Source organism: Streptomyces sp. NPDC047453 (assembly GCF_040643155.1).
Taxonomy (GTDB): Bacteria; Actinomycetota; Actinomycetes; order Streptomycetales; family Streptomycetaceae; genus Streptomyces.
This window is the reverse complement of sequence record NZ_JBEYTS010000035.1, coordinates 38,319-57,194: the sequence shown is the minus strand read 5'-3', so window position 1 is coordinate 57,194 and position 18,876 is coordinate 38,319. Positions and strand designations below refer to the sequence as shown.

12 protein-coding genes and 1 pseudogene are annotated in these 18,876 nt (G+C 67.5%); 5 read left to right on the top strand and 8 right to left on the bottom strand.

Annotated elements, in window-relative coordinates; all coding sequences use genetic code 11:
* Positions 1-16 precede the first annotated feature (16 nt).
* Complete coding sequence (locus tag ABZ818_RS26530) at positions 17-4,537, bottom strand: Ig-like domain-containing protein (protein WP_361419462.1); 4,521 nt, start codon at positions 4,535-4,537, stop codon at positions 17-19.
* Between the two features lie 170 nt (positions 4,538-4,707).
* Here ABZ818_RS26530 and ABZ818_RS26525 point away from each other — a divergent pair, with 170 nt between their 5' ends.
* Entirely contained in the window at positions 4,708-5,091 is a 384-nt protein-coding gene (locus tag ABZ818_RS26525; protein WP_361419459.1) for a DDE-type integrase/transposase/recombinase, read from the top strand.
* Between the two features lie 68 nt (positions 5,092-5,159).
* Here ABZ818_RS26525 and ABZ818_RS26520 read toward each other — a convergent pair whose 3' ends face one another.
* The 5 genes from ABZ818_RS26520 to ABZ818_RS26500 form a co-directional block, all read right to left on the bottom strand.
* Complete coding sequence (locus ABZ818_RS26520) at positions 5,160-7,040, bottom strand: alpha-L-fucosidase (protein WP_361419456.1); 1,881 nt, start codon at positions 7,038-7,040, stop codon at positions 5,160-5,162.
* Positions 7,037-8,461 carry a glycoside hydrolase family 28 protein gene (locus tag ABZ818_RS26515; RefSeq protein ID WP_361419453.1) on the bottom strand — a complete coding sequence of 475 codons (1,425 nt, stop codon included), beginning with the start codon at positions 8,459-8,461 and terminating at the stop codon, positions 7,037-7,039. Before ABZ818_RS26515 ends, ABZ818_RS26520 begins: the two co-directional genes overlap by 4 nt.
* Complete coding sequence (locus tag ABZ818_RS26510) at positions 8,458-9,864, bottom strand: glycoside hydrolase family 28 protein (protein ID WP_361419450.1); 1,407 nt, start codon at positions 9,862-9,864, stop codon at positions 8,458-8,460. The genes ABZ818_RS26515 and ABZ818_RS26510 overlap by 4 nt, the downstream gene beginning before the upstream one ends.
* A gap of 463 nt (positions 9,865-10,327) precedes the next feature.
* Entirely contained in the window at positions 10,328-12,481 is a 2,154-nt protein-coding gene (locus ABZ818_RS26505) for an alpha-galactosidase (protein WP_361419447.1), read from the bottom strand.
* Between the two features lie 33 nt (positions 12,482-12,514).
* Positions 12,515-13,738, bottom strand: coding sequence for an ROK family transcriptional regulator (locus ABZ818_RS26500; RefSeq protein WP_361419444.1), 1,224 nt, complete (start codon positions 13,736-13,738; stop codon positions 12,515-12,517).
* A gap of 129 nt (positions 13,739-13,867) precedes the next feature.
* On the opposite strand from ABZ818_RS26500, the gene ABZ818_RS26495 reads away from it, so the two are divergent.
* The 3 genes from ABZ818_RS26495 to ABZ818_RS26485 all read left to right on the top strand — a co-directional run bounded on the left by ABZ818_RS26495 (position 13,868) and on the right by ABZ818_RS26485 (position 16,964).
* A complete protein-coding gene (locus ABZ818_RS26495) occupies positions 13,868-15,151 on the top strand; it encodes an extracellular solute-binding protein (RefSeq protein ID WP_361419441.1) in 1,284 nt (427 codons plus the stop codon).
* 128 nt (positions 15,152-15,279) lie between these two features.
* Complete coding sequence (locus tag ABZ818_RS26490) at positions 15,280-16,140, top strand: sugar ABC transporter permease (protein WP_361419438.1); 861 nt, start codon at positions 15,280-15,282, stop codon at positions 16,138-16,140.
* The gene (locus ABZ818_RS26485) at positions 16,137-16,964 is read left to right on the top strand and encodes a carbohydrate ABC transporter permease (RefSeq protein ID WP_361419435.1); all 828 of its coding nucleotides are present in this window, start codon (positions 16,137-16,139) and stop codon (positions 16,962-16,964) included. The genes ABZ818_RS26490 and ABZ818_RS26485 overlap by 4 nt, the downstream gene beginning before the upstream one ends.
* Positions 16,965-17,028: 64 nt before the next feature.
* Here ABZ818_RS26485 and ABZ818_RS26480 read toward each other — a convergent pair whose 3' ends face one another.
* A complete protein-coding gene (locus ABZ818_RS26480; RefSeq protein WP_361419432.1) occupies positions 17,029-17,610 on the bottom strand; it encodes a hypothetical protein in 582 nt (193 codons plus the stop codon).
* A 45-nt stretch (positions 17,611-17,655) separates the two neighbouring features.
* Here ABZ818_RS26480 and ABZ818_RS26475 point away from each other — a divergent pair, with 45 nt between their 5' ends.
* Entirely contained in the window at positions 17,656-18,348 is a 693-nt protein-coding gene (locus ABZ818_RS26475) for a FadR/GntR family transcriptional regulator (protein ID WP_361419429.1), read from the top strand.
* 96 nt (positions 18,349-18,444) lie between these two features.
* Here ABZ818_RS26475 and ABZ818_RS26470 read toward each other — a convergent pair.
* Positions 18,445-18,683 (bottom strand): annotated as a pseudogene (locus ABZ818_RS26470) (ISAs1 family transposase); the annotation flags it as partial.
* Between the last annotated feature and the right edge of the window lie 193 nt (positions 18,684-18,876).

Sequence of the window (18,876 nt, the reverse complement as noted above, 5' to 3'; positions counted from 1 at the left end):
CGTTTCGTCAGTTACTTCAGTTCGCCGGGGTCGTGGTGACCGTGACCTGGCGGTCGTTGGCCGCGTACAGCTCCATCGAGGCCACGTTCGCGTGCGAGGTGCTCGTGCCCAGCCAGCGGTAGTACCGGTAGGCCGTGTTGTTGTTGAGCGCCTTCACGTACCAGGACGACGAGTTCGCCGTGGCCGGGCTGTCGTCGATCGTGACAAGGTCGACGAAGCCGTCACTGTCCGACGTGTTCGAGCCCTGGAGCTTCGCCCCCGCGATCCGGGCCGCGTTCGTGCCCGCGCGCGGCAGGAACCGGAGCACGTTGACGGGCGTCGGGCTGCCGAAGTCCCAGCCCACGTACGGCGTTGTCGAGCTGTGGTCGTAGAACGTCCCCGGATTGTCGTCGAACGCGTTCCGCGGCGGGTACGAACCTCCGCTCGTCGAGCCGAACGCAGTGCCGTTGCCGCTGTCGTTCAGGCTCAGGTTACGCAGCGGTGCCGGTACGTCGGTGAAGGTCACCGTGACCACGACGTCCGCGGCATCCGGGGCCTTCGCCGTCACCTGGTAGGCGCCGTTGCTCGTCACCATCAGCAAGCCGCCGCTCGGGTCGATGGTCGCGTCCGGCGCGGCCGACCCGTCGGCCGCAGTCACCGTCCACGTCCGCCCGGTCCCGGCGACCAGTTGGACCAGGTGCCCGCCGCGCACTGTCACAGCGCTCACGCCGGACAGGTCGGCCTTTGGCACGTCCGAAACGTCCCCGGATTTCACGGCAGACGCTGCCGACGCCAGCGCGGCGTGGGCGGCATCCACGTCCGCCTGCGTCGCCTGCGTGTCGTCGTTGACCTTCCGGGCCGCGGCCAGCGCCGCCTGCAGATCATCCCACGCCTTCGGGGTCGCGAAGTCGTCTGCGGTCAGCTTCGACGCGTTGGCGATTGCCGCGACCAGATCGGTCTTGTCCGGCAGTGTGATTGCGAGGGCCGGGTCGATCGCCTTGATGGCTTCGTTCAGCGCGATGGCCGCGAAATACGCGGTGTCCTTGCTGATGTTCACCGCCGAATAGCCGGAGTAACGCGCCTTCACGCCCAAGGCGTTGATGTACGCCATCTGGAGGCGTTCCTGCCGTCCTTCCCAGTCCCGGTTGGTCGAGACCTGCTTAAAGCCGCCACCTCCGGTGGTATCGCCCGAATACGCCGAGACCTTCTTCGCCGCGGCGAGCACCGAGGCCAACGGGCTGTACTTGCTGAAGTCAGCTCCCGGTGAGGTCACGTTCACGGTGGTCGTGACCGGCGGCAGGCTCGGGTTGGCCATGCTGGTGCCGGTGATCGTCACCGTGCCCGCCCCGCGCGCGATCACGAGCCCGTTCTTGTCGACCATCGCCACGTTCTGGTCGCTCGACCGCCAGGCGATCCGCCGGTCGTAGGCGTTGGCCGGCGACACCGAAGCCGTGAGCTGCAGCCGGTTCGTGCCGGTCACCTTGCCGGTGCTGGCACTGGTGGACGCCGGCCCGTAGATCGTCGCTACCGACGGGCTGAGCATCTGCAGTCCGGTCGGGACCGTGGACACGTCGGCGACCTTGACGTTGATCGTCTGGCTTACCCCGTTATCGGACAAGCCGCCTTGTTCGACACTGCGCGCGGTGATCGTCGCGTTGGCGACCTTGCCGCCGCCGGTGCCGACCGCCTGGATCGTCGCCCTGTTCCCGGACCCGGTCACCTTCACGACCTGGTTGTTCGAGGACTTCCACTCCACCGTGTCGCCGGGCTTGCCGCCCTCGAGCGTGGCCGTGACGGTGCCGGTGCCCGCGGGGGCGTTGCGGTTCGCGCTGTTGTAGACCAGCGTCGTCGAGTACTTGGACAGCGAGATGCCGGTGACGGTGTGGGTCTGGTCGGTGGTGTCGACCATGACCATGTACCGCCTGCCCTGCTTGGTGCTGAACACGAGCTTGCCACCCTGCACGTCGTAGTCGACGCGCTCGCCCAGCGTGTTGTCGGCGTTGACCATCTGGATGACCGGGCGGCCGCTGGCCCACGGGTCGACCAGCGCGATCTTCCCGTCCCGCTTGCTGGTCACGTCCACATAGGACACCGAGCCCTTGTCCGCGTCGAACGCGCTCGACACCTCGACGTTGCCCTTCGCACCCAGCCGCTCGTAGCTCACCGACTGGGTCCGGTCCCAGTTCGGGAACACCGACAGGGTCGTCGGGAGGTCCGGCGTGGTGCTGCTCTGCAGCAGCATCGCGTTGACGCCCTCCATCGCGCCGACGGTCTCGACCGCGCCACCGCTGCCGTAGTAGGTCAGGTTGCTGGTGCGCACCTTGGCCTTGAGCGCGGTCTTGAACTTCGCCAGCAGGTCCGCGGCCGGCCAGCCCGCGTGCGCCGCGATCGGGAACACCTTGGGGAAGCCGTTGTTCTGGCTGCTCCAGCCGGCGAACCCGGTGGCCGCCCAGGAGTTCATGTACTCGAGCGTGTTCCGGACCTTGCCGAGCAGTTCCGGGTCGCCGTCGAGTTGCTGCGCGTTCTCGAAGGGGAACACCACGCCCTCGAGCTCGACCGGTTGGTCGCCCGGCTCGATCATGTCGACGTGCGCCTGGTTCGGCGACTGGTAGTCCGTGGCCATCAGCGTCGGGACGATGTTGTCGTTGTTGTTTGCGGAGAAGATGCCCTTGGGCAGGCCGGCTTCCGGGAACGCCGTGTGGTCTGCCAGGTCCTTCCACCGAGCGACGGTGGCCGAGGCTTCGCCCATCTCCTTGGCGTGCGCGGACAGGAACTTCGACAGGTACTTGATTGCACCGATGTCGAGGTCAGGGTTGATGTCGGCGGCGTCGCCCTCGTGGATCGATGAGCCGATCACCGAGTAGTGGTACTGCCCGTTCCCGTCGTCCTGCTTCAGGACGTAGGAGCTGTAGAAGTCGAGCAGCTGCTTGAGGTGCGGATAGAGCACCTTGCGCAGGTACTGATCGTCCAATGTGTATTCATAGTAGGAAAGCATGTTGATCGCGGCGAAGAAGCCGTTCGACTTCTGGTCCGTGGACCCCGAGCTGAACCCGTAGACCGGCACGGGTGCCTTCGGGTTCAGTGCCGGCTGGTCGCTCGCCAGCAGGTGGAACGGGGACAGCGTCCGGACGTGCACCGCGCCGTCATGTCCCTGTGCGGCGGCGTTGTTCTGCTGCCACGGCAGGTCGTAGGCGATGACCCGGTTGAACGGCACTTCGGTGTCGATGCGGTTGATCGAGCCCGACGCGTAGTACTGGGCCTGCTGGTTGTAGTTGAGGAAGTACCGGCCGCCCCAGCCGACGTTGTCGGCGGGGATCCACTCGCCGTACATGGAGCCCGGCAGATTCTGCGGGTTCACCTTCCCGTTCGCGCTCGTCGGTCGGTTCGAGCTGCCGAGCACGTACAGCGATCCGTAGTAGTACTGGGCCACTTCGGGATCGGCGAACTGGATGTAGCTGCGGAGCCAGTAGTTCTTCCACCAGGCCTGATGCTCGGCCTTGAGCTGGTCGACGGCGCTCTGCGACGCATACGCGCGGACCCCGTCGACGGCGTCCTTCTGCACGTCCCTGACGCTCTTGATCTTGGTGTGGTTACCGCTGTTGCTGGTCAGGTAGGTGACCAGGGACGCCGTCGCGCCTGGCGCGACGGTGACGTTCCCGGACTCGCCCAGCGAGTTGTAGTACTTCTTCTTGTTGCTGTCGTAGTAGTCGTTCGCTTCGATTTCCTCGCGCGGGTTCGCGAGCGCGGCGCCGACAACGGTCGTCGCGGTCGCCATCCGGCTGCGATAGCCGCTTGTGTTGGTGGTGCTGCTGTCCCGCGTCGTCCAGAGGACGGGACTGGCCTGCGAGGAGTCCACTCCGCCGGTGTACGGGTAGGTGTTCTGTGCATCGGTCAGGTCGGTCGCGCTCGAACTCGCGTACGCCATCGCCGGGACCCACTGTTTGGTCCTCAGTGTCACCGGCCCGGTTCCGTTGTTGCGGATCTCGGTGACGAAGACGTTCGCGGTGTCGGCGGTCCAGGAGTTCAGCCGGATCGGAGCGTCGGCGCCGTGGTCGTCCTTGAGCTCCAGATCCGTGGTGACCTGGGCGTTGAGGATGTCCTGCTTCATCTTGAAGGCGCTCGCCGCGTTGGTACCCGCCGCGGTCGTCGGCCAGACGTCCAGCCCGCCGCCGGAGAGGATTCCGTCGTTGTCCTTGACCGAGCTACCCTGCGCGTGCAGCTTGCCAAAGAAGTCGTTCTTGCCGAAGTAGTACTGCTGCGAAGCGTCGGACACGCCGGCAGCGACGGCACCGATGTCGCCGTTTCCCATGAGCTGGCCGGTCGTGTAGCTGCCCTTGTCGACGTCGCTGATCTTGAGCGGCGACGTCACCGAACCGGAGATACCGGACAGGATCTTCTGGAGCTTGGCCCAGTCGTCCTGGCCGAGATGGTCGAGTACCGCTTGCGGCACCTTGAAACCGTCGGCGTTGGATGGCCCGACGTCCGCGGCGAGCGCGGGAACGGCCGTGAGGGCTCCTACCATCGCGAACGCGGATATTACCGTTATATGACGTCTCACATCAGCTCTCCTTGGCCGTCAGGACTTCACGAGCGGCGGCCACCGATGTCAGGCCACGGGGCCGTAAGCCGAGAGTATGGAGAGAAGGTCCGATGTATGTCAACGATTCGAACCCCGAAATAGGGGGCACCCGACCCTAGGTGGTAGGGGCGGCTCTGGCTATTGGTCCGATGTATGTGCCCGTGTGTCGGTCATGGACAAACCCGCGCCTCCTCGCGCCCGGGAACAGCACGGGCTCGGCTGCAACGGCCTACCGCCCACTGGACCTCATCGCGCTGTGGTGGGGCGAGAGGACGGAAATCGACACCGGCGAGGGCAAGTTCTACCTCGCGAGTGTCCACGACGCGTTCTCCGGCCGGGCCCTGGGCTACGCGATGGGCGAGAGGTACGGTGCCGCGCTGGTCAGTGTCGCGTTGCAGATGGCGATTGCGGCCAGAGGCGGCCAGGTGGACGGCGTCATCTTTCACACGGACTGCGGCAGCGGAATACACCTAGGCGTTCCGGCAGTTGTGCGGCAGGTGGACGTGGCGCAGTCGATGAGACTCCCGCACTGATCCCGGCGATGACAGGGGACGCCGCCCGGCGGCGGATGCCGTCGGGCGGCGCCTGGCGACAGGCGGCCTCAGCTGTGGTTCTTGGGGTACATGAAGCCGACCTGGATCTCGTCGATCTGGAGTTTCTTGTAGAACTTGGACACTGTGGGCTCGGCCCAGGTGTCGGCGACGTCGAGATTGAGGTAGCGGGTCTCCAGGGCCGGGCCGCCGGGCTCGCCGAGGTCGATGAAGCGGACGCCTCGGGCGCTCTCCAGGACGCCTTCCTTCACCTGCCGCCAGTGGACGCCGTCATCGCTCGCGGAGACCGTGTAGTTCTTGATGCGTGCGGAGTCCTCCTTGCGGCCGAAGGTCTCCCGGTTGTGGGTCGGGGACCACTCGCGCTGGTTGATGCCGAGGTAGGCGGCCTTGCGCACCTCGCCGAGGTCCAGGGTGAAGGAGACGGGCAGCTTGCCCTTGTTGTCGGTGTAGGTGGTGAAGTCGCCGTCGGTCAGGGCCGGGTCGTCGGCTGTGACGGTGCCCGTGGGGTAGACGCCCTGACGGTGGCTGGTGGTCTCGACCTTGAAGACGGTGTCGTACGGGTCCCAGTCCTGGATCGACCTGATCGTGAGGGTGCCGTCGTGCTGCTCGAACGGGATCTCCTTGCCGGTGCGCAGGTCGGTGATCCCCTTGACGCGGTGGCCGTTGTCCCGGATCTTCACCTGGTCGCCCGTGGCGGGGCGGGTGGTCACGTGGACGTACTGGGTGGTGTCCGGGTGAGCCCGGCTGACGGTGACATAGCCGTACGCACCGTCGTTCCAGGCACCCGGCTGCATGCCGCCGTACATGAAGCCGCCGCCGTCCACGTCGTGCAGGGACTCCCAGATCGGCGGGAGGTAGTCCTTCATCAGGTCGATGAACTTCTCCTGCTGCGGCGGGAACTTGCCGTCGACCATAGCGGTGAAGTCCATCAGGGACCGGACGGAGTTGCCGGCGTTGGCGATGTACCGGTCGACGTTGAGGCCGGTGGTGACGGGCCGGTCCTTGCCGTCGTACCACCAGGAGCCGGAGTCCGGGACCTTGTAGCATGACTCGGCCAGGCGCGGCATCGGGGTCCAGATCGCCGAGGGCTGGTCGTAGGCCGGGGTCATCCCGGTCTTCTGCTCGTGGGACACCATGTCCATGATCGGGGTGTCCTCGTTGTTGTTGCTGAGCGTCATGTCCGGACGCGTCTCGTAGATCTTCTCGTACAGGTTGTTCTGCAGCCAGTACTCGTTGTTGTTGTCGATCCAGAAGCCCGCGAGCTTCGGGTAGTTGTGCATGACCTCGAAGAAGTTCTCGTAGGAGAACTCACCGAACCCGGGGCGGGTGGTGAGGTCGACGTCACGGCCCTTGTAGGCGGAGTAGGCGGCCGAGTCGAGGGTCTCCATGCCCTGTTCGCCGTGCCACTTGGGGTCGTCGGTCATGTAGAGGATGGTCTTGAGGCCCTTGGCCTCGGCGGCGTCGATCAGCTCACCGAGGATGTCCCGCTTGGTGGAGCAGGAGCCGGGGATCTTCGACGGCCAGGGGCGGGCGTAGCCGAGGCGGGAGTGGAAGGTGGCGAGGACGATGTAGCTCGCCTTGATCTTCTTCGCTTCCTCGATCCAGTAGTCGGGGGTCCAGCCGCCGTCGGTGACGGCCTGCTCCCATGACTCGCACGTGTAGTGCTTGGGCGCGGTGAACATGCCCCAGTGCAGGAAGAGTCCCGCGGTGGCGTTGCGGAGCATGGTCTGCCGGGGCGGGTAGGCGGGCGATGCGGCGGATTCTGGAGCTGCGGGGGCGGCGTCCTGGGCCTGGGCGGCCGGGGTGGCGGTCAGGGCGAGTCCGGCGAGCAGGGAGAGTACGGCCGCCCACAGCACTCCGAGTCTGCGGCGGCCTCTGCTGGCTCCGGCACCGCTCACCTGATGCGATCCGGTGGGGGTGGTGCGATTCACGCGTTCACCTCTGTTCCGTTGACGAACACTTTCCTCAGGACCAGATCCGGGGCGGACCGAATGATGTTCGGGTTCGCCATGTTGGTGAAGTCGCAATGCTCGATGTGGATGCCGAGGAACGGGTCGGAATCCAGTCCCTCCAGGTTGATGGCGCGACGGGCGCCGTCATGGACCATGTGCTCCACGCGGACGTTGCGGATGACCGCTGGGCGGTCGCCGGTCTGGTTGGAGTAGCGGGTGGTCAGATAGATGCAGTCGCGGTCGATCTGCCGCCCTTGGAACCGGCGTACGTACACGCCGTCTATGGCGCCGCCCCGTTTCTTGTTGGTCTTCAGGAAGACGGGGTGGCGGGGGTTGTAACGGCCAGGAAAGTCGAGGGGGTTGATCCGGCAGTCCTCGGCGAAGATGTCGTACGCCCCGCCGGACATCTCGCTGCCGACCGCGAGTCCGCCCCAGCGGCCGGAGAACACGCAGTTCTGGATGACGATGTTCCGGCTCGGTACGCCGACGCGCAGTCCGTCCTCGTCGCGCCCGGACTTCACGGCGATGGAGTCGTCCTCGGTGTGGAAGCGGCAGCCGGTGATGTGGACGTCGGTGCAGGACTCGGGGTCGCAGCCGTCGCTGTTGGCGATCCGGCCGATCACGTCGACGTCCTTGACCAGGACATTGCTGCACAGCACCGGGTGCAGGGTCCACATGGCGGGTTCGAGGAAGGTGACACCCTCGATGAGGATGTTCCGGCAGCGGTAGAACTGCACCATGCTGGGGCGCAGGTAGTGGCCCTCGCCGAAGACGCGCTGGTCGACCGGGACACCCTCCTCACCCATGCGGCGCAGTTCGGCCTGATCGATGGGGGCCCCGCCGCCGGGATCGCGCCAGCTCTTCCAGGGCCCGGACATGCCCTGTCCGTCGAGGGTGCCGGTGCCGGTGATCGCGAGGTCGCGCTGGTCGAGGGCGTAGACGAAGGGCGAGTAGTTCCAGCACTCCGTGCCCTCCCAGCGGGTGAGCACGACGGGCAGGTAGTCGGCCGGGTCGGTGCTGAACAGGACGGTGCCGATGACGTGCAGGTCGACACCGCTGCGCAGATGGATCGCGCCGGTGAGGAAGCGGCCCTCGGGTACGTCGACATGGCCGCCGCCGGCCCGATGGCAGGCGTCGATGGCGCGCCGGATCGCCTCCGTGTTCTTCGTGGTTCCGTCGCCCACGGCACCGAAGTCGCGGATGTCGAAGCGCCGGCGGGGGAAGCGAGGCGGGCGGATGTGCGCAAGGATCCTCGGGACCTTCTCCCAGGGGTCGCGGGCGAGATCCCGAACGGTGCGATCGGCTGCGGCCAGGGCCTCCCCCGGCAGCAGCGGGGGGAGCACCGCGGCGGCCGTGAGGGCCCCGGCGGCCCGCAGCAGGGCGCGGCGCGTGGCGCTCATGACCGCACCTCGGCTCCATTGACGGTGACCCGGTCGAGTGTCAGGTCGTCCGTGAACGCGACGCTGCCCGGCTGGCGTACGCCGGTGAAGTCGCAGTCGGCCAGGTGGACTCCGCGCAGGTGGTCGGTCTCGAGGCCGACGAGTCCGAGGACCGAGCGGGCGCCGTCGAGCCGGGTGTCGCGCACGGTGATGTCGCTGACGGAGACGGGCAGGATGCCGCCCTCGCCGCCGTTGTAGTCCATCGTCACGTAGATGGCCTCCCGTTCGACGGCCTGTCCGGTGAAACGGCGGATGTGCACGCCCTCGACGTAACTTCCGCGCTTCTTGCTCGCCTTGATGTACAGCGGGTACTTCACGGGGTAACGGCCGAGGAATTCGGGCGAATTGATGACGCAGCGCTCGGCGAAGACGTTCCGCACCCCACCGGACATCTCGCTGCCGACGGTCAGGCCGCCCCAGCGGCCGGAGAACATGCAGTCCTGGACGACGATGTTCTCGCTGGGGACGCCGACCCGGTGGCCGTCCTCGTCGCGTCCCGACTTGACGGCGACGCAGTCGTCGTTGGTGTTGAAGCGGCAGCCCGTGATGTGGACGTCGTGGCTGGCCTCGGGGTCGCAGCCGTCGGTGTTGTAGAGGCTGCTGTCGACGGTGATGCCGCGCACCGTCACGTTGGAGGAGAGCACCGGGTGCACCGTCCACATCGGCGGGTCGATCAGGGTGACGTCGCTGACCAGGACGTTCTGGCAGCGGTGGAACTGCACCATCTGGGGCCGCAGATAGTGGCCGGCGCCGAAGACCCGGTCCTCCACAGGGGTGCCCGAACTGCCCATCTTCCGCAGGAGCTTCTGGTCCGGGCTCTGGAGTCCGCTGGTGCGATACCAGCTTTCCCAAGGGCCGAGTCGGGCTTGTCCGTCGAGGATGCCGTCACCGGTGACGGCGACGTTCCGCTGTCCGGAGGCGTAGATGAACGGCGAGTAGTTCCAGCACTCGGTGCCCTCCCAGCGGGTGAGCACGGCGGGCAGGAAGTCGGCGGGGTCCGGGCTGAAGGCGATCACAGCGCCCTCTGCCACATGGAGGTCCACGCCGCTGAGCAGCCGGATGGCTCCTGTCAGGTACCTGCCATTTTGAGCGACGACGTGGCCGCCGCCCGCGTGGTGCGCGGCCGTGATGGCGCGCCGGAAGGCATCGGTGCACAGGGTCGTCCCGTCGGCGACGGCGCCGTAGTCACGGACGTCGAACCAACGGCTCGGGAAGTGCGGCGGGTGGATACGGGCAAGGATGCGGGGGACCTGACGCCAGGGGTCGTCCCGGCCGACAGGCACGGCGTCGGGGGGCGCGGCGGCGCCGGCCCGGCCGGGCAGCGCCACCGCCATGGCGGCCGAGAGGCCGGCTGCCTTGAGCACCGTTCGTCTGGACAAAGGCGCGTACAACGACGGTCACCTTCCTTGGAACGTGTGGAGGGATGTCAGTGAGGGATGCGGCTTGTCTACGCGGCCCGGTCGTCCTTGCCGCGGGTCACCAACTGGGTCGGATTGACGAAGTGCAGCGCGACGGGCCCCACCCTTTTCATCGGATGAATTGCGGTCGGGTACTCCACAGACACAGAGAGCAGCGGCGAGCACAACGCCGCCGACGGCCCAGCACGACAGTGTTCGGGCTGGGGCCGGATACCTGGGTTGTGGTGCGAACACGGCGGTTCCTACGGACGTCGGCGGGGCATTTCCGATAGCGTGAGACAGCGCTCCCTCGGTCCGTTTGCTCGAACACGGTCCTGCGATACATCGGATCTGTCAAGGCGTTACAGCCAGACAGGATCACTCAATTCATGAATCACCAGGTCAGCGGGGAGCGTCTCGGATCGCCCGATCAGGCCGCGCGCACGTGGACCAGCGCCGCGCTCTGGGGTGCCCGCGCAGGACCCGGTAGCCCGAGTGCTCCCAGCGCCGCACCAGACGCCTGCATACCCGTAATCTCCCAGGTCACCGACGGGTCGGGCGGAGCCACAAGCGAGGCGCGGTAGCTCCGGTCCGGGTCGAGTCCCGGGATGCGGAGCCGCGGTGGCACGGACACGGTCTCGTCGAGCTGGGCGTAGGAGAAGAGCGCCTCCGACCGGTCCCGAGCGACGACTCCATGCGCGAGCAGACCGTCGGCCAGCTCGACACGTGTCAAGCGGCCCGTGTGCAGGAGCGCGCGGTGGCGCTTGTAGAGGTCGATCCAGCACGCGAGGCGGTCCAGTTCGTCATTCGGCACCTTCGTGAGGTCCCACTGAATGCCGAACTGGCCGAAGAAGGCCGTGGCTGCGCGCAGGTCCAGGGTGCTGGTTCGGCCGGTCTGGTGGGAGATCGGCGCGGTGACGTGGGCGCCCAAGTACTCCAACGGGGCCAGCTGGGCGGTCCAGTGCTGGATCGGCTGGCGGGACAGCGGATCGGTGGCGTCGGAGGTCCAGGCGCTCTGAACCCGCTCAAGCACGTCCAGGTCGATTCTGCCGCCTCCCGAGGCACAGCTCTCCCACGAGATGGCGGGATGGCGGCGGGCCAGCTCGTCGAGGAGCTTGCGGAAGGCAAGGGTTTGCCGCCGTGACGCGGGCCGGCCGGAGCCGCGCGAGTCGCCGCCGTCGATCTGGTCACGGTTGTGGTCCCACTTGACGAAGTCGATCTGGTGCGCTGCCACCAGGCGGTCGAACGCGTCGAGAAGGTGCGCCCGGACTTCCTCGCGGCTGAGATCGAGCAGGTAGCAGTTGCGTTCCAACACGGGCGACCGGTCGCCCGTGCGCAGGATCCAGTCGGGGTGGGCGCGGTAGACCGCCGAGGTCGGGTTGACGGCCTCCGGCTCCCACCAGAGGCCGAATTCCATCCCTTTCTCGTGCACCCGGTCCACGAGCGGCGCCAGCCCGTCCGGCCAAACCGCCGGGTCCGGGGTCCAGTCGCCCAGGCCGTCGTCGAGGGAGGTGCGGTTGGCGAACCATCCGTCGTCGAGCACGAAACGCTCGGCGCCCAGCCTGGCCGAGATGTCGACCAGTGTGGTCAGCGTGTCGAGGTCTTGGTCGAGGTAGACCGCCTCCCACGCGTTGAACATGACGGGTGCGGGCGGGGACGGATGGGCCGCGAGTGACCGGACGTACTGATGTGTCGCATCCGCCAGGCCATCGAGCCCGCGCGCGGACGCGGCCACGTGCACCCAGGGCATGGTGTATGTCTCGCCCTCAGCGAGGACCGACTCGCCCGGGTGCAGCAACTCGCCGGCTCTGACGACGGCGACGCCGGAGCTGAGCTGTTCGACGGCATACCGGTGGTTGCCGCTCCAGGCGAGGTGGACGCCGAGCACCTCACCGTCGCCGTAGCCGAATCCAGGCGTACCGACCACGAGCAGACCGGTGCCGTCGAGGCTGCGCATGCCGCGGCGGTGCTCCCGGACCCACTGCCCGTCCGCGAGAGCACGGCGCTGGGGCTGCCGCTCACGGGCCCATCGCCCGGTGAAGTCGAGGATCTCGCCCGCGCCGGTCGGAACGGGGATGACCACGTCGAGCGCGTCGACCACGTAGGGACCGGGGCCAGTGTTGGTCAGCAGGTGCCGGAGGCGGAGCCCTCCTCCCGGGACGGCTTCGGCCTCGAAGCGCAGTGCCAGTCCCGCTGCCTCGTCGGTGGCCTCGACCACGAGCGAGTCGCCGGCACACCCCACGGAGCCGGGACCGAACGCGGTGGACCAGTCGCTCCCGGGGCCTTCGGGGCCCACCCGGTGGCCGAGCAGCGCAGGCCGTCCCAGGTAGCCTCGCGCGTGCTCCGGGAGCATGCTGACCGGTGAGCCGATCAGCCAGGAGTTCCAGGCAGTGGTCTCGACCGAGGCCGGGATCGTCAGGGAGCGGACGTCCGTCGCCGCCAAGGAAAGCCCCACCCAACCGATGTCGGGCAAGCCGTCCGCCCGCGGCAGCAGGACCATCGTCGTGGTCTCAGTCCCGCCGAGACCGGAGAGGGACACGGGGGCGGTGGGCGCGGGCACGGCGACGCGTCCGGGCTCGATCATTCGGTGACTCCTTGATGCGGTGAGGGGAGTGGATCATGCGGGCACGGCGAGCAGGCGCGCCTTGAGATCGTCGAGGGCCAGCCGGGCGGCGCCGAGGGCGACGGACTCGTCGCCGAGCAGGGACACGCGGAACTCCGGCAAGTTGAGGGAGGTCGCGGCCAAGTGCCGCTGGAACGGACCGGCCAGAACGTCCCCCGCGCGGGACAGACCGCCGCCGAGCACGACGAGATCGGGGTCGACAGCGTGGACCAGGGTGGAGGCGCCCAGGGCGAGGGCCTTGGCGACGCGGTCGACGGTGCGCACCGCAGTGCGGTCGCCGTTCGCGGCCGCTTCGAAGAGCGCCCGGACGTCGTCGCCTGTGGACTCCTCGGCGGTCGAGCCCGCGAGCTTGCGGCTCTCGTGGTGGAGTTTCGCCATCGCGTCGGCCCACCCCAGGATCTTCATGGCGCCGACGGACGCCGCCAGGCCGTGCCGTCCGTTGTGGATCTGCCCGGCGATGACGATCGCGGCCCCGAGGCGGTGGCCGGCGTGCATGTAGATGAGGTCGCGTGCCTCGGTGGCGGCGCCCTGCCAGTGCTCGGCCACCGCCGCGAGGTGGATGTCGTTGGAGACCAGCACGTCGCGTTTGAAGCGCCCCGACACCTCCGAGACCACGTCGATCTCGTCGAAGCCGGGCAGCGAGTAGACGTCGAGGTCCTGGCCCGCAGGAATTGTGCGGATGTCCCTGACCTCCGAGCCGTTGGCCGCCACGCCGGTTATGCCACAGGCCACCGAGCGGATGTGTTCCCAGCTCGTCCCGGTCTGCCGGACGGTCGCCTCCATCAGACGCGCCGCGGCCCCGATGCGCCCAGCCGGTCTGAGGTCGGGATCGACGCTGCGCCTGCGCATGGCCACGACGTTCCCGCGCAGGTCGCAGATGACTACGGCCACCTTGTGGGCGCCGATGTCGACTCCGACGACGGCGAAGTTCTCGGCCACGACCTCGTAGCGCCGGGCCGGCCGTCCCGCGGACCGCTCGCCGTTCGGACGCCCGAGCGCCTCACGGACGAAGCCCTGGTCCAGCAGCGTCGCCAGCAGTTCCTCGGCGGTGGGGCGGGAGACTCCCACGATCGAACACACGTCGCGGACCGTCAGCGACACGGTGTCGAGGAAGGCCCGCACTGCGGCTGCGAGGTTGAGCTTGCGCAGCAGGCCTGCATCGCCTGCACGGCCGGCGGGAGCCGCGGAGTACTGGGGTCCACTTGTGTCTTGACTCACGGCGCCACGCTATCTAGATTGACGCCGCAACGGCAATATTGCCAAGTAACTTACTTAACAAATCAAGGCAGAGCGACACCTCGGGACCGAGTGACATCCCTGGTGGGTTCGACCGGCAAGGAGGCCTCAATGGGCAAGCGGACCAACTGCGTCGCGATAGCCGCGGCACTAGGCCTGGTCGCACTGACAGGCTGTGCCGTCGGGGGCGGGAACACAGATGGGAACACAGCGGGCGGCGACGTGACGCTGGACCTGCTCACCTTCGAGACCCCCAACCTCACTGCCGCGTACTGGGACGACATCATCGCCAAGACCAGTGCCAAGGTGCCGGGGGTGAAGATCAAGAAGCTCGTCGCGCCCAGTGCCGAGCAGCGCAACGAGTACGCGCGCCAACTGGACTCGACCGGCGCACTGCCCGACATCATGGTCGCGATCGACCCTGCCGGACTGGCGGAGGCGGGCAAGCTCGCGCAGTTCAACCGGAAGGAACTGGCGGACTGGGTCACCCCGACCGCGAACAGCTTCGACGGCAAGATCTACCAACTGCCCACCAACACGCAGAGCTGGCAGATCTACTACCAGAAGGCGGCCTTCGAGAAGGCGGGCATCACCACTCCTCCGAAGACATGGAACGACCTGCTCGCCGCGGTCGGCAAGCTCAAGGCGTCGCGGATCACGCCGTTCGTCATCGGCAGCGGTGCACCGGACGGCCTCGGCCCGCGGTGGACCTTCTCCCAACTGATGGCCACCGAGGTCTACGCCAAGGACCCGAAGTGGCTCGACAAGCTGGTCGCCGGGAAGACGGATTTCAGCGACCCCCTGTTCGTCGAAGCGGCGACCAAGATGAAGGCACTGGCGGGCAAGAAGAACGTCGACAACCTGTCGGCCACCTACGCACAGGCGCAGGACGCTTTCCTCGCGGGCAAGGGCGCGATGTACCCGATGGGTTCGTGGTTCGCGGCAGCCCCGGACGAGGCGCAGCAGAAGCAGATCGGGGCCTTCCCCATGCCCACGCAGGACGGCTCGCTCGTCGTGCCCGCGTTCACCGGCGGCGGACTCTCGGTGAGCGCCAAGGCCCACGACGTCGCGAAGGCCAAGCAGTGGGCCATCGAGTTCTCCAAGCTGAACGCCGACGGCGGGGCGCGGTACGACGGCTTGTTCATCGCGCTCAAGGGCTACAAGCCGCCGGCCGGCCTGCCGCCGCTGTACAACGAGACCCTCGATCTCTACAAGAATGCGGAGTCCAACGGAACGGTGACGCCGAACTTCGGCGACGAGCACGGCATCCCGGCCCTGCCGTCGGGCTTCATGCCCGCGGTCGACGCCGGGCTGAACGATCTCCTCAACGGCCGCTCGGACGTGGGCAAGTTCGTCGCGACGCTGAACACCAAGTTCAAGGAGCTCTCGAAGTGACGCACGCCACGCGGGCCCGGACGGGGGTGGTTGCCGCCGGCGGAATCTCGCCGGCTGGTCAGCCCACTGGTGCCTCGTCCGGGCGCACGGGTGGGCCAAGCAGGTTCCGCACCTGGACGTGGCCGTCGGTGGGAGCCTTCGCCGTCTTCGTCCTGCCGACCCTCACGGTCTTCACCGCGATGGTCCTGGCTCCCATCCTGTGGACCCTCTACATCGGGATGACCGATGAGCGCGCCACCCGCTCGCACACCTCGTTCGTCGGCCTGGACAACTACGGTTACCTCCTCGGGGACGAGGGGTTCCGGCACTCCTTGTGGAACACCGTTGTGATCACAGTGATCGTGGTGCTGCTGACGAACCTGCTCGGTCTCGCAATCGCCCTGCTGCTGCGCCGACAGGGCCGGTTCTACAGCCTTCTCCGCAGCGTCTACTTCACACCAGTGATTCTCTCCGCCGTGGTGGTGTCGGTGATCGGGCGCTCGATCCTGGCCGACGACGGCCTGCTGAACAGCACGCTCGTCTCGATGGGGATCGAGAACCCGCCAGGCTGGCTCACGGATCCGTCGTACGCGATCTATTCCGTCTCCGGGATCATGGTCTGGCAGATGCTCGGCTTCGCCGTCGTGGTCTATCTCGCTGCGCTCGCGGGAATCCCCGCCGAGCTTGAGGAGGCGGCGAGCCTCGACGGCGCGGGCCCCTGGCAACAGTTCCGCGCCATCACCTGGCCGATGCTCGCGCCCGCGTTGACGATCAACACCGTGATGCTGATGATCAGCTCGTTCAAGGTCTACGACCAGATCGCCGTGCTCACCAACGGCGGCCCCGGCACGGGCGGCACGGCCACCGTCGCCTTCGACGTGATCCGCACCGCCTTCTCCGAGCAACGCCCAGGAATGGCGTCCGCGATGGCCGGGATCATGCTCGTCCTCGTCTCGGCCGCGAGCGTGACCGCGCTGAAGCTCCTGCAACGGAGAGAGGTGAACCTGTGAACCCCCGAACGCCGTGGGCGCGCCCGCTGCTGGCCACCGGCGTGGCCGCCGTCTTCTGCCTACCGCTCTATGTGGCGCTGGTCAACGTCTTCAAACCCAGCTCCGAGGTCGTCGCATCGCCGCTGGCACTCCCGGTTCCGCCGACCCTCGACAACCTCGAGCACGTGCTGACCCGGCCGGACGGGCTGTTCTGGTACGGCCTCGTCAACTCCATCATCCTGACCGCAGCGTCGATCCTCATTACCACCGTGCTGGCCGCGATGTCGGCGTACCACCTCGTGCGGTCGGGCCGCTGGTGGAGCCGTGCCGTCCTCGGCGTCATGCTGGCCGGCCTGATGATCCCGCCCGCAGTCATCATGCTGCCGATCACGCGGATCCTCGACGCCATCGGGTTGATGCACACGATGCCAGGCGCCGTGCTGGTCAACGTCGGGTACTACCTGCCGTTCGCCGTGTTCGTCTTCATGGGCTTCATCCGCTCGATCCCGCGCGAGCTCGAAGAGGCCGCGGCGGTCGACGGTGCCGGGCGGTTCCGGACCTTCTGGCAGGTGGTCTTCCCACTCCTGCGGCCGGCCTCGGCCAGCGTGCTGATCTTCCTCGGGGTCTGGGTCTGGAACGATTTCCTCACACCGCTGCTCGTCCTGGGCCCGGGAGCCGGGAACACCGTGACGGTCGGGATATTCCGCTCCATCGGCCCCTACCAGCAGGACTTCGGCGCGGTGTTCGCCTTCATGCTGCTGGCCACACTGCCCGTACTGGCCTTCTACCTCGCGTTTCAGAAGCAGTTCGTGCGCGGCCTGACCGGTGGCGCCACGAAGGGCTGAGCCGGTGGTTCGAATTCGGATGTGGATATCGGGGGGTTCATGAGGACGCTGTTGAACGCCTCGCTCACGGCGTTGACGCCCCTTGCCGGGACTCTTGCAGAAAGCCGCGGTGTTCACGCCGGGGATGAGCGCATCTCAAGGCTGCTCTGACGTGCACCTTGGAGCGGACGTTTTTGCTGCTCGATGTACTGGCGGACGATCGCCAATGGTGCTCTGCCGCATGAGGCGGAGAAATACGAAGCTCCTCGCCGAGGTCCACCAGCGGCGGGCCAGCGACCGCTGGGACCGCTTGGCCGAGGCCAGGACGATGGTGACCGAGCCGGGCCGCACGCCCGCGCACCGCTCTATGAGGGCCATCTTCGGCTGGCACTGGCTGTTCGCGCAGTTCGTCCGGAACGGTGACGATCAGGGGCTTGAGGGTGACCATGGCCTGGGTACGGAACTTCACGGTCGTGTCCCGGGCGATCTTGGTGTGGCAGATCATCTCCACCGTGCCCTCAGCACACTTCGGGGTCGCGGTTGCGGTGCCGGCCACCACCGCCCGGGCGGCGTTCTCCGCGTCGATGAGGTCGGACTTGCCTGGCGTCGCCCCTGCGATCGAGGCGGCCAGGCGACGGGTCAGTTCACCTTCGTTCACGGCGTTCATTCATCCGATGTATAATCGCGATCGCAGCATGAGGAGGTCACCACTGTGCCGGTCACCGACGAGGCGATCGAGAAGATCAAGGCGATGATCGTCGAGGGCGAGCTGCGCCCGGGGCAGCGGTTGCCGAAGGAGGCCGAGCTGGCCGAGCGGCTGGGGCTGTCGCGCAACTCCCTGCGGGAGGCGGTCAAGGCGCTCTCGCTGATACGTGTGCTGGACGTGCGCCAGGGCGACGGGACGTACGTGACCAGCCTGGAGCCCGACCTGCTGCTGGACGCGCTCGGCTTCGTCGTCGACTTCCATCAGGACGACACGGTGCTGTACTTCCTCGAGGTCCGCCGGATCCTGGAGCCGGCCGCCGCGGCCATGGCGGCGGCGGTGATGCTGGACGAGGATGTCGCCGCGCTGAAGGAGGTGCTCGACCGTCTTCCGCGGGAGCCCTCGCTGGACGAACTCATTGCCAACGACCTCGAGTTCCACCGCCTGATCGCCTCCGGCTCCGGGAACCCGGTGCTCTGCTCGCTGATCGACGGGATCTCCGGGCCTACCGCCCGGGCGCGGATCTGGCGCGGGCTGACCGAGGAGGGTGCGGTACAGCGCACCCGTGACCAGCACCGAGCGATCTGCGAGGCCATCGCCGCCCGGAACCCCGAGCTGGCCCGGTCCTGGATGACGGTGCACGTCGGCGGCGTCGAACAGTGGCTGCACGGCACCCTCGGCGGGAGCACGTCCGCGTTCTGACGGCGCGTCACTATTGCTGCTTCCCCGATTCCTGTCTCAGACCTTGCGGGTGTCGGCCCAGGGCTTCGGCAAAGGTGCCCGATGTCCGACTCGTGATCACGTGAGTCCGAGGAGGGTGAGCGGTCGGCGGACGTCGCGGGCGTTGTGCCGAAGGGCGGAGACGATGCTGGTCTTGCCGGCCATGAGGAGGGCGCCGATGGCGAGGTTGTGCCAGGTCGCCAGGTCGCCATGGCGCGGGGTGCGGCGCCTGTCCGCAGATGGAAGGCGTCTTCGGTCAAGGTCACGTCGCGGATGTGGTGGAGTGACTCGATCTTCCAGTGATCGCGGATGAGCGAGCCCCGCCAGGACGGTCACGGTGGCGGCCGTGGCCGCGATTAAGGGTCGGCGCGGGGGAGGGGTGAGGATCCTCCCGGGCAGCTGGGCGGTCGTGGCGGTCCGTGGCAGAACCTGTAGCGGAGCACACCTGCGCAGTCATCGGATGGCTTGCGGTATCGAGGGCCTTATGAGTCGGGAACTTGACTGACAAGA